Raw genomic sequence first — 17,103 nt, forward strand, 5'->3', positions numbered from 1 at the left:
TGAACTGCACCCCGAAAGTTGGACACATTCAGTCTAACTTGGAGGGTGCTTTTCTATGGCTAAATATTCTCAAGAATTTAAACTTGAGGTTGTCCAATATTACTTATCTGGTTTTGGCAGACACCAAGTAAGTCATAAATTTGGAATACATCATAGCGATGTTGCTAAATGGGTAGCCAATTATAATAATCATGGTGCTGAGGGTCTGAGCAGGAAAAACACAAATACTGTATATACTCCTGAATTTAAATTTAAAGTTATTCAGTCTGTTCTTGAACAAGGTTTATCTGTACGTGAAGCTACAAATCAATTTAATCTGAAATCACACACACAGTTATTAAGTTGGTTGCTCCAATACGAAGAACACGGTATAGATGGCTTAAAAGCTAAGCCGAAAGGACGACCTAAATCCGTGCCAAAGCCTAAGATAAAAAAAGTCAAAAATGCTCTGAATGATAGAGACAAAACCCAAGAACAGCTACTAGAAGAACTTGCATATCTACGAGCTGAGAACGCTTATTTAAAAAAGCGGAGAGCCTTGATTCAGAAGCAGAAAGAACAGGAACAAGCCGAACAGCAACGGTTACAAGATTCATTTCTGAATTAAGGCAAAACTATAAATTGAAATATCTATTACGTGCATCACAGATGGCTCGAAGCACGTACTTTTATCATGAGCAGCGATCAAAGCTTAACGACAAATACAGTGACCTTAAGCAGCAAATTAAGATGATCTATCATAAGCATAAAGGTCGGTATGGCTATCGTAGAATTACTCTTGCTTTAAAGAATATGGGATTAACAATTAACCATAAATGTGTACAAAGACTCATGCAGTCAATGAAACTTAAATCACGCATTAGAATCGCAAAATATCGTTCTTACAAAGGGGACATCGGGCAAGTTGCAGATAATGTACTACAGCGCCAATTTAAAGCTGACAAACCAAATCAGAAATGGGTAACGGATGTAACCGAGTTTAATATTCGAGGAGATAGGCTTTACCTATCACCAATTATGGACTTGTTTAATGGGGAAATTATTGCCTTCCAAACCCACCGTAGACCAATGTATGAGTTAGTAAAAAATATGTTGAAAGATGCACTTACGAAGCTTGCAGATCATGAAAAGCCTATCATCCATTCAGATCAGGGATGGCAATATCAAATGCGTCATTATCAGCGAGAACTAGCAGAAAATGGTTTAACCCAAAGTATGTCTCGTAAAGGAAATTGCTTAGATAATGCATCAATGGAGAGTTTCTTTGGAATACTTAAATCAGAATGTTTCTACGGTGAAAAATTTAATTCTGTTGAGGAATTAGAGAAAACTGTGAAAGAATACATTCATTATTACAACCATGAAAGAATCAAGGTTAAATTAAAAGGACTAAGCCCTGTACAATACAGAACTCAGTCCTTAGAAGCTGCTTAATTAATTGTCCAACTTTATGGGGTCAGATCATTTTAAGACGGTTTTTCAATAAATAAACTTTAATTACTAGCTTAGTAGATTTAAATTTTTACCAAATAATTCTTTTCTTCTTTTATTTTCTGCTAAACCACCTATTAAATACTCTAAACAATTTTGAACTGTTTTTGCTCTTATTAAACATTCTTCATCTGTAAAGCTATGTACACCTTCACTCAGAATTTTATAAAGCGAACCCAATGGATTTTTCCCCTGCACATAAAGTGTAAGAGGTAAAGCATTTTTTGCAATATCAATCTTATTAGACATTGGGCTTTCTTTTTTTAACTCACTGATTGCTTTTTTCATATTTATATCAGCACCATCATCTTTTTCGATCATTTCTAAAAGTGAAATAATGCTGTTTTCAATAAGCCTTCTAAAATAAACAAATGCTCCGATACCATAACCATTATCAAGACAAGCAATTGCTTTTCTATACAACTGCATTTCAGTTTTAAAAAATTTATCCAAATCTTTATTTTTAGTTAGTTTTTTTTGTGGAAATTCACCAAATTTTGTAATTTTATACTCACATTTTTCTCCTGCTAAATCTGAACCATCTACATAATCAACTCCTATAGAAAATGTTTTTTTTTGCGACTTGCATGAAACACATTCAAATTCAGCCATTACATTTAGATTATTAACTTTTCCTATAAAGCGAAATACATATAAATCTTTATTTAAGTTATGAAAAGGTCTAACTTTATTACAAACATCACATTCAAAATTAACTTCCTCAAGCATGATAGAAGTATAATCATAGATAGAATGATTACCTACCATTACAAAGCTAGTATAAAGTGCTTGGTTTTCACATAAATCTTTGAATTTTTCGCTATTTTCACACATAAGTTTTACATAAAATTTATTTCGCCATTATTTTACACATTATTAATTAACTTGGAAGTTGATTATTTAAAGTACCAAACTTGCTAGATTTCGTAGCTTGCTTTGCCTCCTCCTCTTTGGTTTGTTTCTTGCCCTTTTCAGCTACTTTACCGTGTTTATAAGGCAATGCTGCAATTGCTGCTTGCATTCTAAGTGGCAGCTTGTTGCCATTGAAGTTCATGACCTTAATTAAAAAATCTAAAGGATCATCACCTTCAAATTGAAATTCCTCAATAGGGTTTTCATCTTCACCACTATTTTCGGGTGTATCTTTAGGTTTAACTTTTGGTGAATTAGATGTTAAAGAGCGCCCTTCTTTTTGGGCCTTTAACATTTCAATATAGACAATAATTTCAGGATCTTTTGCTAACCTAGCACCTGCGGCGGATGCAGTTTTTTCCGCATAACCTGCTGAAATTGCTGCTTCTTTATTTGTCTTGCCGTCAACAATGGCAAGAGCAAATTTTTCCATTTTCTCTGTTAATGCCATTGCTCTACCTTTAACTTGATTTTAACTTTTTGCTTTAACTTTTTCTGAGAGGGAAATTTTTTTATAAATGAGATGGGGGCGGTGTCCAACGGCGAAGGGCTTGGAACTTTTGACCTCCCCCCTGCCTGCTGGATTTTTGTGCATCATTTTGGTGCATCCTAAATATATTTAATAAAGCTTACAACCCGCTTCTATCTCTTCAGGTTCTGCATACCGGACCTTGCTTGAATCTGCGTAGTCACCCGATGTGAAATAAACCTTCCCACACTCTACCTTTTCAACTGTCATAAGGTCAGTCCAAGCACCCTGCAAAGCAACCACATCACCTTTAGCAAAATCTTTAGTAATCATTTAGCAATCCTTACCCGCATATAGGATCTTTATAGAGTCTATAGAATTGATCTATAAGCAGAGCTTCCACATCACCATTATCGTGACGAAATAAAACATGCTGCTTATCCAGCTCTTCTATGTAGTCTCTAGTGTGAACACGAATGGAACTGCCACCAATAAGAAACTTGTTTTCTTGGTGCATCTTTTTTACCCATGCAGGCAATGTTGAAAAATCTTCTTTTGCTCTTATTAAAAGCGCCTCAACATGCCAAGCATCAACTGTGCGCTCAATTGTTATGCATTTCATTGCCGGCTCTCCTGTAGGGTTTTCTTTTTATGGCATGGAACACAAAGAGATTGGAGGTTGGATTCATCATCCGTTCCACCTCTTGCCACATTGACAATATGGTCAAGTTCTAAGTCTTTAGTGACAATGCCACAACATTGACAGGTCCACTCATCACGTAAATGGATCTTGGCTTTAAGACGGCGCCACGGACGGCCACCACGACCAGAACCCCAATTGTTTTGTTTAGAGTTCTTCTGGCTTTGTGCGGGTGCCTGTAGCGTCTGCAACTTGTTTTTGAATGTTTGGAGTTTCATTTAAGTTTACTCGCGCATCTACACCATTAAGTAAGTCAATGGATATCCAATCGATATCTAAACCCTTGCGTTGATACTCTTGGACCAATCTAACTAAACGAAGTTCCAATTGTTTACGCTGGACTTCTGGAGTTTCTGGCTCAACTATTAAATGCGGCTGTTCAAGATCATCTAATCCATAAAACCCTAAGCGGTTATTAATAATGCTCTTCTGAATCATCTTGCTCACCTTTGGAATCTGGAACGGTGCGAACAATACCCTGTTCATCTTTCACCAGCCCTGTTACTGGTGGAATGATTGTTGAATGAGAAGGGTTGTTTTTAAGGAACTCCGTTAAAGCATCGTTCTTAGGCGGCTTTAAAACTCTCTCACCTTTATCAACCAAGAAAGTCCCTTCCATTGGTACATTCGCTACACCAGCTATTGAAAGCCCTGTTACTTCTGGACGGTGTTTGCGTTCAATGAGCACCTTCTCGTCTTGTAGTTGCTGGATTTCCTTTTCAATCTCATCCAAGCGGTTGTATTCTTGGTCACGTTTAATAACCTCAACATCTGCAAGCAATGCATTAATTTGCTCTTGATTAGATGGGTACACTTCAATGATTGCTTTCCACGGCGAATCAACTTCTGCTACTAAAGTGATTTTGTGGACACATCGTAGGTACTCGCCATTATCAAGCAATATTTTTGTACCCTGTGCTTTAGTAATGTTGGAGTCATCTTTAGGCGGTATAACCGATACAATTCTAGGCATTGATATTCATCCTTATAAAATCACCCATCTAGTGATCCTGACCGTTGTGCTGGTTCACTATCTTCAAGCATTAATAGAACTTCGGATAACTGAGCGGATTGTTCTGCATTGATTTGAACGAGTAAGCTATTCTGTTCGATCAGTCTATTGTTGTGATCAGTCAGCTTATTGTTTTGGTCAATAAGCTTGTTTGTTTGCTCTATCAGTTTAAGCACTACATCTTGCAAATTTGAATCATTGCTCATTTTGATAACACCACTTAAGGTCATCCGGGATAATCAACATCACGCCCAAGTCTCTATGTGCATAGATGTTGATCTTATCCAGATATTTGGTGAATTCTTTAATGGTGGCCTTCTTGCTTTGCAGGTGGTCTTTAATGAAGGTATTGACCAAAACTTGGTAATCCTTTTCAAGTTGACGGCGCTTAGGTCCATCGAATGCTTGAATAACATCTTTAAAGTTCTGCAAAGCCATGTACTTTTCTGCAGTCTCTTGCCGACCTTCAACATAGATCCGGGCAAGAAACTTTTTCTTAAAAAGTAAATGAAGGTCATCCTTTGAATTACCGGTCTTTTGCCTGATCTGTTCAAGCCAAGCCCAGTAAAGCCGATTTTGTGCGGCGCTCCTGTCGTCTTCCTTCTGGTTGATTCTAACGACTAAAGGTTTACCTTCTGCGGCTGCTTTGGAGTGGTTATTGTTCAGATAGTTAATTACCTGAACAATCCCAGAATAACTATTGATTGGGAATGTTGCTGGTTCCATACACTCACCACTGGCTAAACAACCATCTCAAAGCCAACACACTCAGAACCATGCCTATAACAAAGCGGAAATGCTCTGTGATTAAAATCAACATGAAACCAAGCACTAGGCCAATGCCTATTGATAATAATGTGTGTCTGTCCATATTCCCCTCAAAAATTAAAACCCTCGAACTCGAGGGAATTAATTCACTTTCAGATCAACGTCAGGGATGATTGATTGAGGTTTAAAAGCTACCTTGTAGTGGTATGTGCTAACACCTTTACTTGTTAGTTGCTCAGAAAAATAAGTAACATTGTCAGATATACCCAAAGAATGTTTCTTGAATTCTGAATCACCTGTCTTGCAAGTTACATCCACTTTCTTTTCACTTACTGCATCAAAAGAACATTTACCCTCGATTGTGAGAATGTAGTCACCAGTAATCCCGTTATAAAAAACAATCCTGCGGTCCAGCTCAAAGTTATCAGCAGCATAAGAAAGGTTCTTAGAAGCTACTTGAGCATCACGTGAACAACCAATCATTGTCATTGTGCACATTAAACCAATAGCTAAGAATTTCATCTTCATTGTTTCACCTTTATAAAGATACAAAAAAAGAGCTTCTCAGCCCTGGTTAAAATAAATCATCATCAGGCTCAAGCATTGTGTTGGTTCGCTTAAGCCATTTATTAAATAAGTCTTCGCTTTCCTGTCTGTTGCCTAGTTGGTAGGTATCAAACAAACGATGGCAGGAAAAACACAAGGAAATAGTTTTAGAGTCGCAAGCCTTAATAGATCTGCCTTTACCGTCTTTGCTTGAATTAGAGTGCGCGGCTTGGCTTGGTGCTGGTGCACCACATCTCATGCATGGCAGCTTGCGTACTTCGGCTAGTCTTTTGGCATCACGCATTCAACATAGACCGTAAATTATTAATCTTGTTTCTAAGTCGAATAATGATTCGATCTATAACAAGCATTTCTTCACGACTTAACCCGGTGCGAGATAAGTTCTGGTAGCGGTTTAATTCATCCGAATATTTGTTTAAATTTTTCTTAGCTTCGCTTGTATCCATGTTCGCCACCCAATGCCTGTTTTAATTCTGACAATTTGTAGTGTGAATGTGGATTGTGAACACCGACAATACACTTATCTGTGTAAAACCCATGTACCTTAAAATGCTCATTCCATTCATCCACAAAATAAACAGCTTCTTGGTGTGCACTCTCAAGAATCTTTTTTATTCCCTTAGCACCAAGCTTCTCTAAAAGTTTTTTAGCTTTCATATATCCCCCGAAAAAATAAAAGCCCCGCCAATAACTAGTATTCAGCGGGGCCATATATGCCGTAATCCGTTCGGCAAAATTGAGAGGCGCCCCAACATGGCACCTCTCGCGAGATAAGATTTTTATCTTTCCAGAAACGCAAAAAGCCCATCAACTTAATGACAGGCTTTAATCTAGTTTCGCCTTCTTGCGTATGGTGCAAGGGTTACTTACTAATTTAGTTGCACCTTATTTACACTTCGCACAACTTTAACACAAAAATACCACTAGCCCTGATCAGGGTCAAGTGTTCAAGCAAAATTATTTGCATATTTTTCGATATTTTTTTTCTCATTTGGTTTTGTAAATAACACGGCGAATTGAACTAGGTTTTCAGGGGTAAATAAGCGATTGGCTCTTTTAATGAAATCCTCCAACTCCCTTAAATTTTGGTCATGCTGTCTAAGCTTTTTAGATAATGCCTTAATTGCCACCCCGTCCATTTGGTTAGGGTTCTTGATTTCCCTGTACAGTCGATCAAAATAGTCCTTTAATCTTTCAGCATTATGCCAAGTGGCGATAACATCATATTCAGCAATATTTGCGACCAAAACCCGCTTGATGTCTGAGATGTTCTTTCTACCACTTAGGATTTCAGCATTGATTTCTTCTTTTGTTTTGAAGTAATCAATAAAAATAGATCCGTTGCTTGTTACCTCTTGCCTAATTCTCATTCGTATCCAGCAATCCAATGCATCTTCTTTAAAGCTCTTTACTGCCATCTTTATTTGCAAAAATGTCATTTTGCCCGACTGGTTCAAAATTCTTTCTAGACTTTCCTTTAACTGTGGCAGCTTTTCAAACATTGCCTTAATTTGCAGATATTGATTCGCATTGTCTCTAAGATGCTTGAACTGTTTAGCTTTTTCATCAAAGGTCACACCAAAGTGTTTTTTCCCGCACTTATGGCCAATGATAATTTCATTTCCATCATGCAGTGCTGCGATATAACCCTTTTGGTGCTTTCTACCGCAACTAGAAATTCCACAACTAACAAAATCCCTTAATACATAAAACCCAACTAAATCAGAGATAATGTTTTGAACATCCTCACCCCTAGCAATCGTCACCTTTTCAACAAAATTAGGTCTAGATGTGATTTCTTCAAAATTTGTTATTAAATTAAAATGTTGCGGATTTTCTATCATTCTTGCTCACCGTTGTTTAATCTTCATACAATTATCTGAATTACCAATAAATATCAATAGTTAGATCATACTGAGCCATTTTTATATCTAATAAACTGGTAGCGATTGTGCAAAGCTGCTAAGCCACAACGAACATCGTATTTTGCATCCATGGCCGTTCGCTCTGGAGTTACTAACTGAGTCCACGATTTTTGATTGAAATAACGCTCTATAATTGCGTCCATCCAATCAAGCATAGCCTCAGAAGTGCAGCCGTCTAAAATATCAATGATCAAGCGCTGAACGGCTCTAGCTTCATCGTCTGTAATTAGACAGACATTAGGTTTTTTAGATGGCTTCTCGATAAAATTTTCATCACAGAGATAATAAGCAACGATCTTTTCCCTATCCCCTTTCTTAAGTCTAAGTTTTGCTTTTTTAATCGCTCCTACTAATGGATTTTCAGTAGATCCACCAAAGCGAATCACTGCCCCTTGCCAATAACCAAATTGGCGCAACCATTCAGGCAAATCATATTTAGACCAGTCTACACCTTGCATGATATGCAACTTTACATTTTCTTTTATCACGCTTTACGCTCCCACTTTTCGAACCGATAAAAAATTAGATACAACGCCAACAAAAATAAAATTCCGTGAGAAAACGCCAGATATTTACCTCCACCCAATACGATTAGGGTCAAAACACATAAAAAGAAAAAAGTGATATCCATGAAAGCCAAAGAAAAACGAAATTTAGCTAGACTTCCTGAAAACTGGTGCAGCTTTGCAGCTAATGCAGCCATAACCAAACCGAGAAAAGTTGAAATACAAATAAGAACCATGATTGATAAGAACGTTTTCATATGAAGCTTCCTGAATTATCTTTACTTTCAAGAGCTGCCAATTGATCACTATGCACATTTGAGAAGCGGCTATAGTCCAGCTCAGAACAAAGAAAGGTTTTGCCTACTGAGCCGTCACGCACTTTTGCGGCGTTCACTTCAAGCAAACCGGGTGTTTTTGACTTCTCGCCGTTGTAATACTCATCCCGGTAAAGGAATAAAATTACGTCAGCATCTTGCTCAATTGCTCCAGATCCGCGAAGGTCTGACATAATTGGTCGCTTATCTGATCGGTTTTCCAATTGACGACTTAATTGCGATAAAGCAAACACTGGGCAATTAAATTCCATTGCCACGCGCTTCAATGAATCTGAGATATAAGTCAAACGGTCATTTTCAGACGCACTTGCTGGCAAATGCGGTGTAATAATTTTTTGTAAGTAATCAACAAAAATGGCACCCAGCGAACCCTCTTCCGATCTCACTTTGCGCGCATGCTTTCTGATATCAGAAATTGTGACGGCGCCATCCATGATCATGAGAGGCGAATTTTGAATAACTTTTGCAGCCTCAGTAAAACAAGTCCAATCTTCGCCATCCAACTCAGCATTTTTGATTTTTGAAAGTTTAAGATCCCCTACGCTTGAGATGATCCGCTTGGTGATTGCATCTCTTTTCATTTCGATGGATTCAATCAAAACCGGCTTACGTAAATTAGTTGCAATATTGGTTGCCAAGTTCAAAGCAAAGGCCGTTTTACCCATACTTGGACGAGCTGCAATAACAACTAAATCGCCGTTATTAATTTCCCCAATTCGATGATCAAGAGCTACAAAACCAGTATTAACCCCACGAACTCTGTATTGACCGCTCATCCTTTCAGTTTGGATGCTGTTGATCTCTTCCATTATTGAAATTACAGAATGAGAAAGGTGCTCTACATCACCCTTGTTAGACACGGAATTAATATTGCTTAAGAGGGTATTTGCCTTTTCCAAAACATCATCGGCAGATCCATAACCGGCGGCTATCATGGAAAGTAAAACCTTCTAAACCCGCTTCTAACTTAGCATCACGAAATTCATCGGTTGCATCATCGCTAGTTATGCTAAATACATACCCTTGCTTTTTTGGGCCGATGGATTTAAAGATTTCAACCGCTTGGGAACTTAAAGGCACTTCCCTTGCACGACCATTTTTTGTAAGATCTAAAATTAAATAGCTTTTACTCAATCTAATTTTTTCCCATTTCAGGTTGCAAATTTCTGAAAGTCTCATTCCAGTTTGTAAAGCGATTAAAAAGATATAGCGCATCTCAGTAGATAAGAAAGGTAATAAAATTTCTATTTCTTCATCACTAATTACACGTTCTCGATGCGGTGATTCTGAAGGGAACTTAATTTCACGTAGAGGGTTCACTGATAGCCATCGCTTGACCTCAATGCACCAAGTAAAAAAAGCTGACAGCAAAATAAACTCACGCCTAATCGTGGCACCTTTAACATTTAAAAGCCTTTGCTCACGCCATTCTGTTAAGAAGTCTTTATTAACTTGAATGAGCGGCTGATCTACATACATGGCTTTTAATAAAAAGTTTATTTTTCTTCGTTCTTTTTCATAGCCACGTTTATTAATAGAGACAGTATCACGGTACTCAATTAAGGCATCTTTAAATATAATATGGTCGAAAATCTCTAACTTTTCATTCTTTAATCTTACTTCTGTTTCTTGCGCCCACTTCTTTGCATCGCGCAAAGTATCAAATGTTTTTGATTTAGCCGGATGCGGCTTAATTCTAACGGTAGCTGTCACTCTACCATTGCGTTTTTGAAAGGTCGCCATTGTTTAAAATCTTGCTGCACTTTTGTTGCACTTGATTTTAAATTCTATGCAAATTGAATTGCAAGAAAATTAAATATAATTTATAAGTAATTGTTTTTTATAATTATTAAACAAATGAAATTTGATTAAATTTAATAAAAAGCGCTCAATTTAGAGCGCTCTTCATATCTGACTTCTTAAGAAGTTTTAGTCGCATCAATATGTCGATGTTCAGAATGCAAATACTCATCTGACTGCATTTCTAATAAACGTGAACGAGTACGCTCAATTTCAAAAGCCAATTTCTCGCCTTGATAGATATCAATAATACTATCTTGAGAGGTTAAAAGTAGTTTGACTCCACGATCATAAAATTCATCGACTAGATAAATAAAACGACGTGTGCCTTCAGACAAGAAGTCTGTTAAGTGAGGAACATTACTAACTAAAACCGTATTATAAATATTGGCAATTTCAATAAAGTCTGCTGGACTACGGGGCTTTAAGCAAAGTTCAGAAAACTCACACCATAAAACATCTTCCGTATGCCCTAGGGTTTCAACAACACGGTTATTGATCACAATCGGTTCATGAGAATTTGTTTGAGTATGAGTTAAAGCAGTATAACGCTCTGATATCCAGCTTTGAGCTTCATTACCTAATGGTGATTTAAACAATTGAGCCTGTTTTAAAACACGTAAACGGTAATCCACTCCTGCATCTACATTTAAAACGACACAGTTCTTTTTAACCATTTCAATTGTAGGAATAAAACGATCACGGTGAATCCCGTTTTTATATAAACCGTCTGGTGCAATGTTTGAAGTTGCAATGAGTGTTACACCACGAACAAATAACTTTTGGAATAAGTCACTCAAAATCATTGCATCAGTTACGTTCGAGACAAAAAACTCATCGAAACAAATAACGACAGCATCTTTATAAATTTGATCAGCTACGATATCGAGTGGATTACGTTGACCCGAAAGTTTATTTAACTCTTTATGAACATGTTGCATAAAGTGATGAAAATGCATACGTGTTTTACGGCGAAATGGTACAGACTCATAAAATTGGTCCATAAGCCAAGTTTTGCCACGTCCTACACCGCCCCACATATATACACCTTTTGGAGAAGTTTGGCGGCGGAAACGACGGAAAGCTTTTTTAGAAGCCTTATAACGATTTAAAAGTTCTTTCCATACACGATCTAATTCTTGCACTGCCTGTGCTTGTGCTTCATCTGCCATAAACTGGCCTGAAGCCAATGCCTCAGCATAGCGCTCTGCTGGGGAAGACGGAGTAAATGCAGTACTATGAGAAGATTTTAAATTTAACATATCATTTTATTTCAATTTTAACTGAAGAGAGTATAGCGAACATTTTGTCCGACCACATTAGCTTTTAGCATCAAGAGTTACACTCAGTAAAACTCTTTTCCATATTGCCGAGGACTCTGTCCAAACCATCTTTTAAATGCATGATTAAAAGCGGCAGGTTCAGAATAACCAAGTGCTTCTGCAATAACTTCTATTGAATACTCTTTATATTCCATAAGTTTAAGCGCCTTATTCTTAATAATCTGTTCACGAATTTGTTTATAACTCGTATTAAGCTGCTGCAATTGATGCCTTAATGTCCTTTCAGGCATTTTCAAAGCAAAAGCGGTTTCCGCCATGCTCGGGATAATTCCTTGTTGTAGCTCTAAATAATCTTGCACATATTGAATAATAGGCGGTATTTGATGATCTTGTTCATTTAATCTTTCTATTTCTTTGATACATTTAGCCTCATAGATACGATGAGTAATAATATCTGCTGAAGGAATTTTTATTTCCAGCATATTCTTACTTAGGCTAAATGCTGCATGTGTAGAATTAAAATGTAGATCATCTCCATAATATGCGTAATATTGAGCAACGGTATCTGGATCAGAGGGTTCCGGAAATGGTAAATCTATACGCATATCAGGCATTTTTAAGCCCATCATGGTATAAATATCCTGAATAAACTTATAAGTGCCCGAAATTTCGCATTGGGCACGGAGTAAACCGATTTCTGTTTTTAAATCGACCGGTAAATAGTTCAAAATGATGTGATTTTCAGTTTCTTGTAAGCTCAAAGTACCAAATAAATGCGTAAGCTTTTGATACTGTATGCCTTTTTCTAAGGCTGTTTGTATATCATGGCTGGTCACAAGTAACATGAGTAAAGGACCATAACCTGCCAATGCGTAATGTTGTCCAATAAATAATCCTTTCTCTGGGTCAACATTCTCACTAATAATTTGCTGTATATCCCATTCCAAACTGTCATGAATTGTTGAGCTTGGGTCCAAGGAATCTACTTTAATACCTATATCTGCCAAACGTGAGTCGACATCAATGCCCGCATTGCGCATTCCTTGAATTAAATAGATTAAACCAAGTGCCGATCGTTTCATTCTTTTATCAATTTCCCTAGACTGAAATGTTTTACTATAAAGAAGTGATAAAATTAATTGCCGAATCTATCAATTTTCACGTCGATACAATCATGTTTAAACTGTTTAAAAAACGTTAGTCTTGCCTGCAATCCTCTTTACCGCATATGCAGGGTTTCCAATGCTAAACGCAAAACAACATGCTATTCAAAAAACTAAAATCGCAATTATTGGTGCTGGATTCGGTGGCCTTGCCATGGCTATTCGTCTGTTACAAAGCCAACAATCAGATTTTTTTATTTTAGAAAAATCTAATGATGTCGGTGGAACTTGGCGTGAAAACCGATATCCAGGAGCTGCGTGTGATGTTCAATCACATATGTACTCTTTGTCTTTTGCACCTAAAACTGACTGGTCAAAACGTTATGCAGAAGCTCCTGAAATTTTCGATTATATCCAAGATATAACCAATCAATATCAAATTAAAAATTACTGTAAGTTTAACCATGAGGTTACTCATGTACAGTATGATGAACTGCGCCATATATGGACACTAAATTTTGCAAACCAACCTTCTCTCGAAGCACAATTTGTAGTTTTTGCATCAGGTCCGCTACATATTCCACAAATCCCTCATATTCAAGGTATTGAAAAGTTCAAGGGTAAAGTTTTTCACTCTTCCCAATGGGAACATGACTACAGTCTAGAAGGTAAATCAGTTGCTTCCATCGGTACTGGTGGTAGTGCAATTCAATATATTCCAGAAATCGCAAAAGACGTTAAGCAATTATATGTATTCCAACGTACAGCAGCTTGGGTTATCCCACGAGATGAGCGTAAATACTCTAATTTGAGCAAAGCTCTATTTAAAAAATCAAACCTCTACCGACAAATTCATCGCAGCCGCCTTTATTGGAGTAATGAATCCCGCGTTGTTCCTATAGTTCAGCCGCAAATCATGAAATATGGGCAAAAATTAGCTGAGGCATTTATACGCTTCCAAGTTAAAGATAAAGATTTAGCCAAGAAACTTACACCAGACTTTGTGATGGGCTGTAAACGCATTCTTATTTCAAATAAATACTTCCCTACTTTTAACCGTAAAAATGTTGAATTAGTGACCGAGGGTATTCAAGAAATTAAAGAGAACAGTATTATTACAAAGGATGGAAAAGAAAGACCAATTGACTGTTTAATCTATGGAACTGGTTTTGTTACCGATCCACGTATTTATTTAAAACATTTTACATGTATTGGTCGCAATCAAATTGAATTGAAACAGGCCTGGAAAAACGGTGCAGAAAGTTATTATGGAATTATGACCAAGAATTTTCCTAACCTATTTCAACTGGTCGGGCCAAATACCGTTTTAGGTCATAACTCGATTATATTTATGATTGAGTCACAAGTTAATTATATTTTACAGCTTATTGATCTGGTTGAAAAATCTGGACAGCACGCTATAGAAGTTAAACCGGAAGTTCAGGATTCCTTCAATGAAAGAATACAAACACAACTTCAAGGTACTGTATGGCAAGCTGGCGGATGTAGCAGCTGGTATCAAGCTGCCGATGGAAAGAACTTTTCTTTATGGCCAACTTATACATGGAAATATTGGCTAGACACTCGTAAAATTAATCCTAAAGATTATTTGTTATTAAATAAATGCTCACAGAGCTATGCAGCATAAAATGTTCAATAGATAATAGATAGGTTGATAACAATCTATCTATTATTATATGCAGTCCATTAGTCTCATTATTCAAATTTTTCTTGTATTAGCATTTGGTTATTTTCTAGGTCCTAAACTCTCACTAAATATTCGGCATTTTATTTTTAAAATCCTACCTTATTTTTCTTATATTTTACTAACCAGTGTAGCTTTAGAACTAACACTCGCCCTTGATCAAATTGATAATCCTTCTACTATACTTCCACCTGCTCTATTAATTGCATTAACCACTTCTCTTGGTTCTTTTTTTACTTGCTTATTCGCCTATACAATTTTTGATAAAGAGAGTGTTAAAGGGAAAATTTCACTTCAACTTTTTATGAATGCATTAAAAAATATTGCCAAGGCATTTTTAGCTTTAACAATAGGCGTGATTTTAGGAATTCTTCTTACCCAATTACATACCCATATTCCCTTTAATAGTTGGTATTTACTATTACTTTTTATTTTTTTAATCGGAATCGAACTTGCTTTTACTCATTTTAATCGCACATGGTTAAGCTGGAAAATTCTTATTGTACCTTTGGCCGCCTTTATAGGCTCCTGCTTAGCTGGGTTTCTCAACTATTCCTTACTTGGTCATGAGTTTACACTTAATGAAATATTAGCTTTGGGCCAAGGCTATGGTTGGTATTCAATGTCAGGTATTTTATTTACACAGCTACATTCAGCTGAGTTAGGTGGGATTGCCTTGCTTACAGATCTATTTAGAGAGATAGTTGCAATTTTACTCATGTATACCATGGGTTGGCGGTTTCCACGTCCAGCGATTTCAAGTGCTGGCGCTACTTCAATGGATGTAACATTAGCAATGGTAAAACAGTCATGTGGCACACATTATGTACCACATGCCATGATGAGCGGCTTACTCTTAAGTCTACTCGCTCCACTTTTAATTACTGTGTTTTTAAACTTTTAAACAATTGAAGCAAGAATTGATTTCAACATTTCAGTTGGATTTTCTGCTTTAGTAATCGGACGACCAATAACTAAATGTGTAGACCCATCAAGCATTGCCTGTTTCGGAGTTACAATACGTTTTTGGTCATCTGCATTACTACCCTCAGGACGTATTCCCGGAGTAACTAAAGAGAAATCTTGTCCGATTAACTCACGAAGAATTTTAGCTTCTTGAGCAGAACAAACTACACCATCTAAACCACTTTCTTTAGTAAGTTTCGCCAATCTTTTAACTTGCTCTACAGGTTCAATATCTAACCCGATATCTTTTAAATCTTCACGGCCCATTGAAGTTAAAACTGTTACCGCAATTAATTGTGTTTGATAATTACCCGCTTTTAAACGCTCTACACAGGTTTCCATCATTTTACGGCCACCTGATGCATGTACGTTAACCATCCATACACCTAAGTCTGCGGCAGCACATACAGCTTGGGCCGTCGTATTTGGAATATCATGGAATTTTAAATCTAGGAAAACTTCGAAATTTTCTTCTTGAAGTTTTTTTACAACAGATGGGCCTTCATGAGTAAAAAGCTCTTTACCTACTTTTACGCGACATAAAGTAGGATCAAGTTGTTCAACAATTTTTAAAGCGTCATATTGGCTTTTAGCATCCAACGCAACAATGATACTCAAGAGACTTTCTTCCATCACATAAAATCAGCGCTATTATAATAGACAAGTCAGCCAGTAATAAAGAAATCTATTGAACCAAGTTCTTAAATGAGGAAATAGTGATTTTAAACTAGTAGGATAATGAGGAATATAGAAGGGAAAATACTACTCTTTATGACGAGATAAAGAGTAGTACCAAAAATTATAAAGGAGTAGAGTTTTTATCTTGCGGATAAATATCTACAACAGTTTTTTCGTGTCTTACATTTGCAGCTGCTTCTGCTGCAGCCAATTGAGCATTTTGAATTTGTTCTTTTCTCAAATGATCAATATCTTTGCGAAGACGTTTGATTTCCCAGCTTTTTTGGAAAACTCGGAAAACTTGTACACCTAATAAAAGCCCAACTACAATTCCAAGCGCTAAGGTAAGCAACAATAATAAACCTAAACGCATTGCAGGAACTTGAGTAAATAATAAATCAACAGGAAGTTCTGTTGGGTTCTGCAAAACAAGTGCTAAAGAATAGCCAAATACAATAATGAGTAATGCAATTAGAATATAACGCATAGGCACCCCACTTATGAGTTTTATTTATTTTCCAGATTCATTCACTGCATCACGAAGTGCTTTACCTGGTTTAAAATGTGGAACAGCCTTCGCTGCAACATCTACTGACTTACCTGTTTTAGGGTTACGACCAACTCTAGGTTCACGGTGGTGTAATGCAAAGCTACCAAAACCACGGATTTCAATACGATTGTCAGACGAAAGAGCTTCGATCATTTGGTCAATCATAATCTTAACCGCTTCTTCCACCAATGGTTCAGCCAAGTGTGGATTTTTTAGCGCAATGCGTTCAATCAAATCAGACTTATTAAGAGCTTCAGTAGTCATCTACGACCTCGTTATTTATTACTACTCTAAGTCGTTTGATAATAACCTGTTTAAATACAAAACGGTAGC

General features: G+C 36.9%; 25 protein-coding genes. 3 read left to right on the forward strand and 22 right to left on the reverse strand.

Annotated features, from left to right (window positions below; translation table 11 throughout):
* Window positions 1-55: 55 nt before the first annotated feature.
* A protein-coding gene (locus tag MKL62_RS13395; RefSeq protein WP_094081405.1) for an IS3-like element ISAba45 family transposase occupies window positions 56-1,434 on the forward strand; the annotation gives its coding sequence in 2 pieces (ribosomal slippage) (window positions 56-530 and window positions 530-1,434; 1,380 coding nt in all).
* 66 nt (window positions 1,435-1,500) lie between these two features.
* Here MKL62_RS13395 and MKL62_RS13400 read toward each other — a convergent pair.
* From MKL62_RS13400 to MKL62_RS13490, 19 genes are all read right to left on the reverse strand, one after another.
* Window positions 1,501-2,325, reverse strand: a complete 825-nt coding sequence (locus MKL62_RS13400; RefSeq protein ID WP_031980906.1) for a hypothetical protein — start codon at window positions 2,323-2,325, stop codon at window positions 1,501-1,503.
* Window positions 2,326-2,371: 46 nt separating this feature from the next.
* On the reverse strand, window positions 2,372-2,854 hold the full coding sequence (locus MKL62_RS13405) for a terminase small subunit (protein ID WP_270899778.1): 483 nt from the start codon (window positions 2,852-2,854) through the stop codon (window positions 2,372-2,374).
* Between the two features lie 168 nt (window positions 2,855-3,022).
* Entirely contained in the window at window positions 3,023-3,205 is a 183-nt protein-coding gene (locus MKL62_RS13410) for a hypothetical protein (RefSeq protein WP_270899779.1), read from the reverse strand.
* A gap of 10 nt (window positions 3,206-3,215) precedes the next feature.
* Entirely contained in the window at window positions 3,216-3,494 is a 279-nt protein-coding gene (locus MKL62_RS13415) for a hypothetical protein (RefSeq protein WP_000649784.1), read from the reverse strand.
* Window positions 3,491-3,790, reverse strand: a complete 300-nt coding sequence (locus MKL62_RS13420) for an HNH endonuclease (protein ID WP_086321588.1) — start codon at window positions 3,788-3,790, stop codon at window positions 3,491-3,493. The genes MKL62_RS13415 and MKL62_RS13420 overlap by 4 nt, the downstream gene beginning before the upstream one ends.
* Window positions 3,720-4,010, reverse strand: coding sequence for a hypothetical protein (locus MKL62_RS13425; RefSeq protein ID WP_270899780.1), 291 nt, complete (start codon window positions 4,008-4,010; stop codon window positions 3,720-3,722). The genes MKL62_RS13420 and MKL62_RS13425 overlap by 71 nt, the downstream gene beginning before the upstream one ends.
* On the reverse strand, window positions 3,988-4,545 hold the full coding sequence (locus MKL62_RS13430) for a hypothetical protein (protein WP_017724760.1): 558 nt from the start codon (window positions 4,543-4,545) through the stop codon (window positions 3,988-3,990). Before MKL62_RS13430 ends, MKL62_RS13425 begins: the two co-directional genes overlap by 23 nt.
* Window positions 4,546-4,565: 20 nt before the next feature.
* Window positions 4,566-4,790, reverse strand: a complete 225-nt coding sequence (locus MKL62_RS13435; RefSeq protein WP_017724761.1) for a hypothetical protein — start codon at window positions 4,788-4,790, stop codon at window positions 4,566-4,568.
* Window positions 4,780-5,310, reverse strand: a complete 531-nt coding sequence (locus tag MKL62_RS13440) for a hypothetical protein (protein ID WP_000433065.1) — start codon at window positions 5,308-5,310, stop codon at window positions 4,780-4,782. Before MKL62_RS13440 ends, MKL62_RS13435 begins: the two co-directional genes overlap by 11 nt.
* A gap of 183 nt (window positions 5,311-5,493) precedes the next feature.
* On the reverse strand, window positions 5,494-5,880 hold the full coding sequence (locus MKL62_RS13445; protein ID WP_000782273.1) for a beta-sandwich lipoprotein: 387 nt from the start codon (window positions 5,878-5,880) through the stop codon (window positions 5,494-5,496).
* Window positions 5,881-5,926: 46 nt separating this feature from the next.
* The gene (locus MKL62_RS13450; RefSeq protein WP_171290046.1) at window positions 5,927-6,157 is read right to left on the reverse strand and encodes a hypothetical protein; all 231 of its coding nucleotides are present in this window, start codon (window positions 6,155-6,157) and stop codon (window positions 5,927-5,929) included.
* Window positions 6,158-6,345: 188 nt separating this feature from the next.
* A complete protein-coding gene (locus MKL62_RS13455) occupies window positions 6,346-6,576 on the reverse strand; it encodes a hypothetical protein (RefSeq protein WP_017724764.1) in 231 nt (76 codons plus the stop codon).
* Between the two features lie 290 nt (window positions 6,577-6,866).
* On the reverse strand, window positions 6,867-7,763 hold the full coding sequence (locus MKL62_RS13460; RefSeq protein WP_270899781.1) for a hypothetical protein: 897 nt from the start codon (window positions 7,761-7,763) through the stop codon (window positions 6,867-6,869).
* 65 nt (window positions 7,764-7,828) lie between these two features.
* A complete protein-coding gene (locus MKL62_RS13465) occupies window positions 7,829-8,302 on the reverse strand; it encodes a hypothetical protein (RefSeq protein ID WP_002000320.1) in 474 nt (157 codons plus the stop codon).
* A 26-nt stretch (window positions 8,303-8,328) separates the two neighbouring features.
* A complete protein-coding gene (locus MKL62_RS13470) occupies window positions 8,329-8,607 on the reverse strand; it encodes a hypothetical protein (protein WP_000847048.1) in 279 nt (92 codons plus the stop codon).
* On the reverse strand, window positions 8,604-9,620 hold the full coding sequence (locus tag MKL62_RS13475; protein ID WP_270899782.1) for a replicative DNA helicase: 1,017 nt from the start codon (window positions 9,618-9,620) through the stop codon (window positions 8,604-8,606). The genes MKL62_RS13470 and MKL62_RS13475 overlap by 4 nt, the downstream gene beginning before the upstream one ends.
* Window positions 9,589-10,428 carry a tyrosine-type recombinase/integrase gene (locus MKL62_RS13480; RefSeq protein ID WP_270899783.1) on the reverse strand — a complete coding sequence of 280 codons (840 nt, stop codon included), beginning with the start codon at window positions 10,426-10,428 and terminating at the stop codon, window positions 9,589-9,591. The genes MKL62_RS13475 and MKL62_RS13480 overlap by 32 nt, the downstream gene beginning before the upstream one ends.
* 176 nt (window positions 10,429-10,604) lie before the next feature.
* Complete coding sequence (zapE, locus tag MKL62_RS13485) at window positions 10,605-11,747, reverse strand: cell division protein ZapE (protein WP_000933387.1); 1,143 nt, start codon at window positions 11,745-11,747, stop codon at window positions 10,605-10,607.
* Window positions 11,748-11,830: 83 nt separating this feature from the next.
* Window positions 11,831-12,850, reverse strand: a complete 1,020-nt coding sequence (locus MKL62_RS13490; protein WP_000830351.1) for a helix-turn-helix domain-containing protein — start codon at window positions 12,848-12,850, stop codon at window positions 11,831-11,833.
* 121 nt (window positions 12,851-12,971) lie between these two features.
* Between MKL62_RS13490 and MKL62_RS13495 the strand changes: the two genes are divergently transcribed.
* Complete coding sequence (locus MKL62_RS13495) at window positions 12,972-14,519, forward strand: flavin-containing monooxygenase (RefSeq protein ID WP_109850671.1); 1,548 nt, start codon at window positions 12,972-12,974, stop codon at window positions 14,517-14,519.
* A gap of 49 nt (window positions 14,520-14,568) precedes the next feature.
* Window positions 14,569-15,480 (forward strand): LysO family transporter, encoded by a 912-nt coding sequence (locus tag MKL62_RS13500; RefSeq protein WP_001190745.1) that lies wholly within the window; start codon window positions 14,569-14,571, stop codon window positions 15,478-15,480.
* Here MKL62_RS13500 and pyrF read toward each other — a convergent pair.
* The 3 genes from pyrF to MKL62_RS13515 form a co-directional block, all read right to left on the reverse strand.
* Window positions 15,477-16,175 (reverse strand): orotidine-5'-phosphate decarboxylase, encoded by a 699-nt coding sequence (gene pyrF / locus MKL62_RS13505; RefSeq protein ID WP_000392929.1) that lies wholly within the window; start codon window positions 16,173-16,175, stop codon window positions 15,477-15,479. The genes MKL62_RS13500 and pyrF overlap by 4 nt on opposite strands.
* A gap of 166 nt (window positions 16,176-16,341) precedes the next feature.
* Window positions 16,342-16,707, reverse strand: a complete 366-nt coding sequence (locus MKL62_RS13510; protein WP_005128787.1) for a lipopolysaccharide assembly protein LapA domain-containing protein — start codon at window positions 16,705-16,707, stop codon at window positions 16,342-16,344.
* 24 nt (window positions 16,708-16,731) lie between these two features.
* Window positions 16,732-17,034 (reverse strand): integration host factor subunit beta, encoded by a 303-nt coding sequence (locus MKL62_RS13515; RefSeq protein ID WP_000205997.1) that lies wholly within the window; start codon window positions 17,032-17,034, stop codon window positions 16,732-16,734.
* Window positions 17,035-17,103 lie beyond the last annotated feature (69 nt).

The organism is Acinetobacter sp. AOR01_HL, from assembly GCF_027855455.1.
In the GTDB taxonomy this organism is placed as follows: domain Bacteria; phylum Pseudomonadota; class Gammaproteobacteria; order Pseudomonadales; family Moraxellaceae; genus Acinetobacter; species Acinetobacter baumannii.